This window comes from Brooklawnia sp. (assembly GCF_049651565.1).
Lineage (GTDB): Bacteria > Actinomycetota > Actinomycetes > Propionibacteriales > Propionibacteriaceae > Brooklawnia.
In genome coordinates, this window is the sequence record NZ_JBASCI010000187.1 from 1 (window position 1) to 8,214 (window position 8,214).

Below are 8,214 nucleotides of genomic sequence, written 5' to 3' on the forward strand. Positions count from 1 at the left end.
ATCCGGCTGCCAGGCAGCCTCGGCAAGGCGTACTACGAGCGGAAGAAGGCCGAAGGTATGTCCGCCTCCGAAGCGTTGCGTTGCTTGAAACGACGCCTCGCCCGCATCGTCTACAACACCCTGAAAAACCGACCACGAAGCGACCCTCGGGACTTGCATCTCGGTGGCCGCTTGACATAGGAGAAACGCATGATCGTGGTGGAGGACGCAGCCCTTCGGCAGGCGTACCAGCGGCTGCTGGTGCCGAGCTTTCCGGCCAGCGAGCTGATGGGCCTGCCCGAACTGGCCGGCATGGTGGCCGCGGGGACCGCGAGCGTGCACGCCGCCGGGGAGAGGGACGACCCGATCGCCGTCGCGGTGGTGCAGCGATTGCAGCACTCCCGGGCCGTGCTGCTGCTCTACTTCGCAGCCCGCCCTGACCGGCGTGGTCGCGGAGTGGGCACACGGCTGCTGAGCGAACTGCTCGCCGGCATCAGGGCCGACCCATCGGTCACAGTGGTACTCGGGGAGGTGGAGCATCCGCGCTTCCACCCACCGCATCCGGAGCACGGCGACCCGGTTGCCCGACTGCGGTTCTATGGCCGGCTCGGCGGGCAGATTCTGGCCGTCCCGTACTTCCAGCCGCCGATCGACGCCGGCCAGGAGCCGGTCTATGCGATGTTGCTGCTGGCACTCGACCCGCCACCCGAACTGGTCCGGGACGGCCGGCTGCTGCCCGCGGCCGGGCTGGAGCCCGCGCTGCAGGCCATGATGTCCGGCGCGGACCCCGCGCGGTTCCCGGTGGACGCGCTGCTGGACGCCGCTCGCGACCCGCGCGGCGTCCAGCTTCTCGGCGTTGGCGCACTTGAGGACGCGCCTGTCTCGCGTCCGTTGTGATGCGGTCAGGCGGCCTTGCGGTCGACCTCGAACTCGCCGGCGCGAACCGCCTCCATCGCCTTGGTCCACAGCACCAGGTTGTCTAGCATCGGGCCGACCGCGGCGGTCGCCGGCTTGGAGGGCGCAAACTTGGTGAAGCCCTCGAAGTCGTGGAAGAGCGACATCAGCACGGTGAAGCCGTCGAACTCCCCCATCCGCTGCGACCAGGCCTTGCTCTGCTCGGTCGATCCGCCCGAAGCGCCGGACGGGGGTACCGCCTCCTTCCAGACCGGCAGCTGGAAGTCGGCGATGTCGACTACCTCGACCTGGGCGTCCGAGCGCTTGTCGGCGATCGACTTCACCCAGTCTGCGACCGTCAGGCTGTGGCGGCCGGGACGGACGCTTCCGGTGACGATGGCGATCCTGGTCATGGTCCTCCTGGAGGCATACTCGGTACAACTTCAACGACACTGGTTGGACCGTCAATGATCTATTCCCAGTGGAAGTGCCGGAGCACCCGAAGCGCCCGCAAGGTCACCCACCGGTTCGGCGTCCCGGCTGGTGGATATGCCACGTGGGTTCGGCCCGGATACTGCGACGTGGCGGCCCACCGGCCGTCCGGTAGCCGTCGCCGCACAAGGACTTCGAGTGCGTCGGCACAACGGGAATCGCCCGCGACGCCGGCGGCCCGCAAGACCTCGAGGCCGCGCAGCACGTCGAACGACCAACGGGGCGGGTGGTGCAGCCGAGTGAACTCGGCCCGGATCGGTTCCCCGTCGGATCGTCGCTGGTACAGCCGCCTGGCAAGCAGGGCGTCGGCCGCTCGCCCCATCGCGCCCCTCACCTCGTCCGCCCGATGTGTGTGCCCACGGCGCAGGTACTCGGCGAACCCGTCGATGACACTGGCCGTGGTGTGCACCGACGAGTTCCGCGCCCCCGATCGGTTGGACCGGCAGTTGAAGCCGCCGTCCGGCAGTTCCTGGCCCAGGACGAAATCAACCACGCTGGCCACCTCGACTGTCGAGACGCCGAAGTGGGACGCGTAGGCCAGGAAGTGCCCGTTGATGCAGACGTCGGCCACCTTGACGCTTCGGGACGGGTTGACGCCCCCGTCCGCACCCTTCTCACCGACCAATAGGCTGACCGCCCGGACACAGCTCGGGTGCCCGGACGGCACGGCCAGATCGCGCAACTCGAGCAGCGAGTAGTGGGTGCAGGTCCACTTCGGCTGGTAGAAGCCCTCGCCCCAGTGCCCGTCGCCGCGCTGAGCCGCCAGGATCGCCGCGGCGTCCCCGTCGTGCGGGATGCGCAGTTGCAGGTCTGGCCGCTCATCACCGAGCAGGTCGCGGCGAACCTGGAACTGCACGGCGCTGTCGCCGGCGAGCAACCAGTCGAGCACCTCGAGGTTCAGCGTCATGTCCGGTCCTTCGGCTCAGTGTTTCACCATCATCGGTTCAGCGCAGCGATGACGGGTATGCCAAGTGAAACCAGGACCACGGAAGGACGTCGATGCAAGGGCTGCCCCAGGTGACGTGGGAGGCGCTGCGGCTTGGGCTGCTCATCTTCGCGGTCGTGCTGGTGGCGGCGTGGCTGCTCAAGCTCGTCGTCCGGCGGCTGCTCTCATGGCGGGGACGCAGCCTCAGCGCCGCCAGCGTCTTCGGCGCCATCGCCCAGGTGGTGCTCTCGGTCATCGGGTTCGCGGCAGCGCTGACCGTGATCTTCCCCAGTGTCCGCCCGGTGGACGTGCTGGGCGGCGTCGGCATCCTCACCATCGCGGCCGGTATCGCGCTGCAGACCGTACTGGGCAACGCGTTCGCGGGCATAGTCATCCTGTCCCGCGACCGGTTCCGGGTCGGCGACCAGATCAGCGTCGGCGAGCATGCCGGTACGGTCCTGCGGATCTCGCTGGCCACCACCATGCTGCGAACCTTCGACGGTCGGCAGGTCATCCTGCCGAACACGATCATCCACACCCAGCCGGTGACGATCCAGACCGGCTACGAAAAGGTGCGTACCACGGTGACCCTCGAACTCGACCAGGCAGTGGACATCGACAAAGCGTGCGCGACCGCGGAGGCGGCGATGAGCGCGCTGCCCATGGTCGCCGACGACCCGGCCCCGCAGGCGCTGCTCAGCGACATGCACGAGGGCGTCGTCATCATGGACCTCCGCTTCTGGTCGGGCGCGCGGCAACTGGAGACCCGCGAGGCCCGGCATGCGGTGATCCGCAGGGTCACCCTGGAGTTGCGCAAGCGCGGGATCCGGTTGGCCGACCCGTCGCTGGTCGTGATGCAGAAGCCCGTTGGCGAATCATGAGGTTGCCAATCGTTCGCGTTCGGCTGTGACGATCTGGCGGGTTAGGTCCGCCCCGGAAAGGTGAAAAGCCTCCGACACGTTGTCCGAAGTCTGGTTCCCTGCGCGGTGGGCCGGCCCCAGCTCACAGCTGCACCGGTGCATCCCGCCATTCGCCGTTGACCAACTAACCGGTGTGACAGCCTTGGTTCATGAGGAAGCGGACAATCGCCGCGGCGGCTCCTGTGGCCGCGTTGGCCGGGATCGCCGTGCAGGACCTGGTTCAGAAGCAGCATGCCCTCCGGCGTAACTTCCCTGTGGTCGCTCGACTGCGATACCTGGTGGAGTCGATCGGGCCCGAACTGCGTCAGTACATCATCACCAGCAACGACGAGGAACGTCCGTTCAGCCGGGACCAGCGGCGCTGGATCTACGCCTCGTCGAAGAAGGAGAACAACTACTTCGGCTTCGGCTCCGACAACGACACCGAGAACTCCTCCTATCCCATCGTCAAGCAGGCGACGTTCAGCGACGTGGTGCCGGCTTCGCCGATTCACGGTCGCGATGTCGAGTTGCCCGGCGCGAAGATCCTGGGTGGGCCTCGTGGCCGGCGGCTGGCCTTCCGGCCCGCCTCGGCGGTGAATGTGTCGGCGATGTCGTTCGGTTCGCTCAGCCCCCAGGCGATCAAGGCGATCAACCAGGCGGCCCACCTCGGCGGGTTCCTGCACAACGTGGGCGAGGGCGGCCTGTCCGACCACCACCGCCAGGGCGGCGAGCTCGTCTATCAGATCGGTACCGGCTACTTCGGCTGCCGGGACGCCCGTGGCGACTTCGACCTGCCCAGGTTGGTCGAAGTGGTGGGCTCAGCGCCGGTGCGAGCCATCGAGATCAAGCTCAGCCAGGGCGCCAAGCCGGGGCTCGGCGGCCACCTGCCCGGGGTGAAGGTCAACGCCGAGATCGCCCACATCCGCGGCGTCGAGCAGGGCAAGGACGTTGTCAGCCCCTCCCGGCACACTGCCTTCCGCAATATTGATGAGATGCTCGACGTGGTCGAGGAGATCGCCGGGGCCACCGGGCTGCCCGTCGGCGTCAAGTCGGCCGTCGGGGAGCTTGCGTTCTGGCAAGAACTGGCCGAGCAGATGGCCGACGGGCAGCGCGGCGTGGACTTCATCACGATCGACGGCGGCGAGGGCGGCACCGGCGCCGCGCCGCTGGTCTTCGCCGACCACGTCTCGTTCCCCTTCCGGCCCGGCTTTGCAGCGGCGTACGGAACGTTCGCCCAGGCGGGTCTGGCTGATCGAGTCACCTGGATCGGATCGGGCAAGCTGGGCCTGCCGGGTAACGCGATCGTCGCCTTCGCCCTCGGCGTCGACCTGGTCAATGTCGCCAGGGAGGCCATGATGGCCATTGGCTGCATCCAGGCCCAGAAGTGCCACACCGACCACTGCCCGACGGGTGTGGCGTCCCAGAACCCCTGGCTGGCTCACGGCCTCGACCCTGAGCAGAAGTCTCATCGGCTGGTCAACTACGTGCAGACCCTGCGCCGCGACCTACTCAAGGTCTCGGAGGCGGCTGGAGTGCGACACCCGGCGATGCTCGGTCCGGATGCCGTCGAGATCCTGGATGGTGACCGCAGTCACCGCACGCTGGCGGAGGTGTACGACTACCGGCCCGGCTGGGGCGTCCCAGAGCCCGGCATCACCTCGGCGATCGACCACTACATGTCGCGCTACGACGACCAGCCCGGCGAAGACGAGGTCGTCCAGCACGAGCCGGTCGAAGTGGACCCTGACCCGAAGCAGGCAACCGAGTGAGTTACTGTCCCGGCCATACCAGCCCGGTCTCAAAGGCGAGGACGACAGCCTGCACCGGGTCACGAACGCCGAGTCTCATCAGTAGCCCGACGACGTGGTCCTCACGGGCTGCACGCTGACATACTCGCCTTGAGCAGGGATCCGCTGGCGCCAGCCGGCCCGCTCGAACATCTCACGGGTTTCCGACGTAGGCCATGGTGAGATCGACCTTCGCGCCGGCATTGTCGACCGGGTAGGCCTCGACGGGCGCTGCCTGGCTGGCCGCGTGGTCGAACGCACAGCCTGCAGGTTGAGAACGGCGCAAGCTACGAGGTGGCGTTCATCGCCGACAACTCGGGTATCTGGATGGACCACTGCCACAACCTGCCGCATGCTGCCGAGGGACTGATGATCCACCTGGCCTACATCGGCTACTCCACCCCGTTCGTGGTGGGCCGAGATCATGCGAACCACCCCGAGTAGGCGAGCCAGTCGCCCCGGCGGCGCCCGCTAGATCCAGGCGGAGGTGGCCCCTCGCAGGGCGTCGACCTCGGCCGGCTCGAGAGTGAAGCTGAGCGCGCCAGCATTGGCGGCCGCCTGCTGGGCGTTCTTCGCGCCGGGGATCGGCAGCGCGTCCTGCTCGATCAGCCAGCGCAGGGCCACCTGCGCCGGCGCGCGGTCATACCGGTCGCCGATCTCCTGCAACAGGGAGATGATCGGCCGCAGTGGACGGTCGGCGTCGGCGCGGAAGTAGCTGCGCATGATCTGCCTGCGCAGCCCCCGCGGCCGGGTGTCGAGGTACTTGCCGGTGAGCGCGCCGCCAGCCAGGGGTTGGTAGCAGATGAGGGTGACCCCGAGCTCGCGGCAGGCGTCCAGCACCCCGTTGCGCTCAGGTTAGCGGTGCAGCAGCGAGTACTCGACCTGATTGGACGCGAGCGGAAGGCCGCGGTCGGCCAGTGCGGCGTGGGCCTGGCGCAGTTGGTCGACGGAGTAGTTGCTCACCCCGACCGCGCGGATCAGGCCGGCGTCCACGGCATCGGCCATCAGGTGCATCAGGCGAACCGTGTCGACGCGCGGTGAGGGGAAGTGGTGCATGTACAGGTCGACCTGCGCCCTGCCCAGCCGGGCAAGACTGGCGCGCAGCTCCTTGGGCAGGTCTTCAGCGGTGGCGAGCAGCCCGGGCGGGAACTTTGTCGCGATGACGGCGTCGGTACCCCGGGTAAGTTCACCCAGCCGGATCTCGGAGGCGCCCCGGCTGTACATCGCCGCGGTGTCGAAGAACCGAACGCCCGCTGACAGGCTGACCCGGACCGCTTCGCGCTCCTCCTCCAGCCCCTCAGCACCACCATAAACGAGCTTGGCCGGGTACAGTCTCGCCAACCCAGTGGCAGCGCCCCAAGTCATCGAACCGACACCCAGCCGCGAGACGAGCACGTCGGTTCTTCCCAGCCGGATTAGGTCGTTCATGGCGTCCCTCCAGGGTTGACGCTCCCGTGCGATACAGACCGCTATTGCTCCTACGATTCTTCGAGGCGACGCCGGGACTATGTGACTCACCGGTTTGCCATGGCTGTCCAGCGCCGGCGCGCGGTGCGGGCGCGAGGCAAGTTGACCTCGCCCGCACCGCTGGTTCAAGCAGGGACGTAGCAGAGCCGGACCACATCGCCGCCGATCCGGTCATGGCTCACCAGGCGCAGCGGCGGCCGGGGGCCGGCGAAGTACGGCTTACCCCTACCAAGCACGACCGGGTGCAGGTAGATCCGGTACTCATCGATCAGGGCCAGGTCGGTCAGGCTCCTGGCAAGTTCCGGGCCGGCGACCTCTACCTCCCCGTCGATCTCGGCCTTCAGTTCGGCGATGGCGGCCTGCAGGTTGCCGGCGACGAGTCTGGCGTTGGGGCCAACAGATCTGAGCGAGTGCGAGATCACCAGCTTCTGCTGATTGCGCCAAGCCGCAGCAAAGGCGCGTTCGTCCGCATCCCAGTCGGGCTGGTCGTCGTCCCAGTACTGCATGATCTGATACGTCCGGCGACCGTAGACACAACCAACCTGTGCCTCGGCCTCCTCGATGAAGTGCCTGAACAGGGTCGCGTCGGGCGCGAACTCGGTGTGGTCGACGTAGCCGTCCAGGGACTGGTTCATCCCGAACACCAGCTTGGCCATGCGCGTTCCCTCCTGGTCGCACTGCTGTTGGTCGTCATCCATGGAACGCCACCAGCCGGGCCTGCCACAAGGGCTGGCAGTCTCTCAGCAGGTCGGGAATTCCGGTTTCGGCACGCTGGAGCGGCATCCGCCGCAGTTGAATCGATGTAGGCAGAGTTCAGGGTGCCGAAACCGGAATTTTCCGCAGTCCCGCCGGACCTTCGCGTGCGTTCTCTTCAGCGGGACTGCCGTGAACTAGGGTTCCTGCCATGGGGTGTTCGGCCAATCGGAACCGTGGTCTTGAGCACGCCCTTCGTACAAGCGCCGCCGCCGACCTGCTCCACGGGCTGGGTCTGACATGGGCAGCGCCCGCCCTCGCCGGCCTCGCCAGGCTGGTGGTGGGCCGATTCGTCGACGACCTGCAGGAGGTGGACGCCGCCATCTCGCGCGGCGGCCTGTCCGCCGCCGCCGACGTGGTGCTGACCCGGTACGCCGGAACAGTGACCATCCGGGGGGCGCAGTTGGCCCCGTCCAGTGGGCCGCTGGTGGTGGCGGCCAACCACGCCGGCGTCGTCGATGCCCCGGCCATCTGGCGGCTGCTCGCCGTCCGCGATGACGTGTTGATCATTGCGCTCGACCGGCCCATCCTGCGCGCGATACCCCACCTGTCGTCCCGGCTGCTGAGCGTGGGCAGCGAGGCCCACGGTCGCACCGGGCTGGTCCGCCGGATCGCCGACCAACTGCGATCGGGTGGTGCGGTGCTCACCTTCCCCGCCGGCACCACCGAACCCGATCCGCAGCTGCGGCTGGAGGACGCATTGGCCTCGCTGGACGCCTGGGGGCGTGGGGTCGAACTGTTCCCGCGACTGGTGCCGGAAACGGCGGTGCTGCCGGTCGTCGTCTCGGGGGTGATCTCGCAGCGCATGCTGCGAAATCCGGTAGCCCGGTGCCGCTCGACGCCCGAGGAACGTGAACTGGCGGCCGCCACGCTGCAGGTGCTGTTCCGTGACCGATCCATCAACCCGGTCGTGACCGCGGGTGAACCGTTGCGGCACGCGCCGGCGCTGGGTGACCTCACCGCCGCGATGGCAGAACTGCTCCGGAACCAGTAGTGGCGCCCCCCGGAATGGGGA

At 68.0% G+C, this 8,214-nt stretch carries 8 protein-coding genes and 2 pseudogenes; 6 read left to right on the forward strand and 4 right to left on the reverse strand.

Annotation, left to right across the window (positions count from 1 at the left end; translation table 11 throughout):
• A pseudogene (locus WBL05_RS08770) lies at window positions 1-180 on the forward strand (hypothetical protein); the annotation flags it as partial.
• A gap of 9 nt (window positions 181-189) precedes the next feature.
• Entirely contained in the window at window positions 190-876 is a 687-nt protein-coding gene (locus WBL05_RS08775) for a GNAT family N-acetyltransferase (protein ID WP_424225288.1), read from the forward strand.
• A 5-nt stretch (window positions 877-881) separates the two neighbouring features.
• Here the strand turns inward: WBL05_RS08775 and WBL05_RS08780 are convergent, their stop codons facing one another.
• Window positions 882-1,286: an NADPH-dependent FMN reductase gene (locus WBL05_RS08780; RefSeq protein ID WP_424225290.1), complete on the reverse strand. Its 405-nt coding sequence runs from the start codon at window positions 1,284-1,286 to the stop codon at window positions 882-884.
• Window positions 1,287-1,345: 59 nt separating this feature from the next.
• The gene (locus tag WBL05_RS08785; RefSeq protein WP_424225292.1) at window positions 1,346-2,272 is read right to left on the reverse strand and encodes a hypothetical protein; all 927 of its coding nucleotides are present in this window, start codon (window positions 2,270-2,272) and stop codon (window positions 1,346-1,348) included.
• Window positions 2,273-2,364: 92 nt separating this feature from the next.
• Here WBL05_RS08785 and WBL05_RS08790 point away from each other — a divergent pair, with 92 nt between their 5' ends.
• From WBL05_RS08790 to WBL05_RS08800, 3 genes are all read left to right on the forward strand, one after another.
• A complete protein-coding gene (locus tag WBL05_RS08790) occupies window positions 2,365-3,171 on the forward strand; it encodes a mechanosensitive ion channel family protein (protein ID WP_424225293.1) in 807 nt (268 codons plus the stop codon).
• Window positions 3,172-3,359: 188 nt separating this feature from the next.
• Entirely contained in the window at window positions 3,360-4,961 is a 1,602-nt protein-coding gene (locus tag WBL05_RS08795) for a glutamate synthase-related protein (RefSeq protein ID WP_424225295.1), read from the forward strand.
• Between the two features lie 312 nt (window positions 4,962-5,273).
• A complete protein-coding gene (locus WBL05_RS08800; RefSeq protein ID WP_424225297.1) occupies window positions 5,274-5,423 on the forward strand; it encodes a multicopper oxidase domain-containing protein in 150 nt (49 codons plus the stop codon).
• Window positions 5,424-5,450: 27 nt separating this feature from the next.
• Here WBL05_RS08800 and WBL05_RS08805 read toward each other — a convergent pair.
• Window positions 5,451-6,407, reverse strand: a pseudogene (locus WBL05_RS08805) (aldo/keto reductase).
• A 164-nt stretch (window positions 6,408-6,571) separates the two neighbouring features.
• A complete protein-coding gene (locus WBL05_RS08810) occupies window positions 6,572-7,102 on the reverse strand; it encodes a dihydrofolate reductase family protein (protein WP_424225299.1) in 531 nt (176 codons plus the stop codon).
• Between the two features lie 248 nt (window positions 7,103-7,350).
• Here WBL05_RS08810 and WBL05_RS08815 point away from each other — a divergent pair, with 248 nt between their 5' ends.
• A complete protein-coding gene (locus tag WBL05_RS08815; protein ID WP_424225300.1) occupies window positions 7,351-8,193 on the forward strand; it encodes a 1-acyl-sn-glycerol-3-phosphate acyltransferase in 843 nt (280 codons plus the stop codon).
• Window positions 8,194-8,214: the final 21 nt, after the last annotated feature.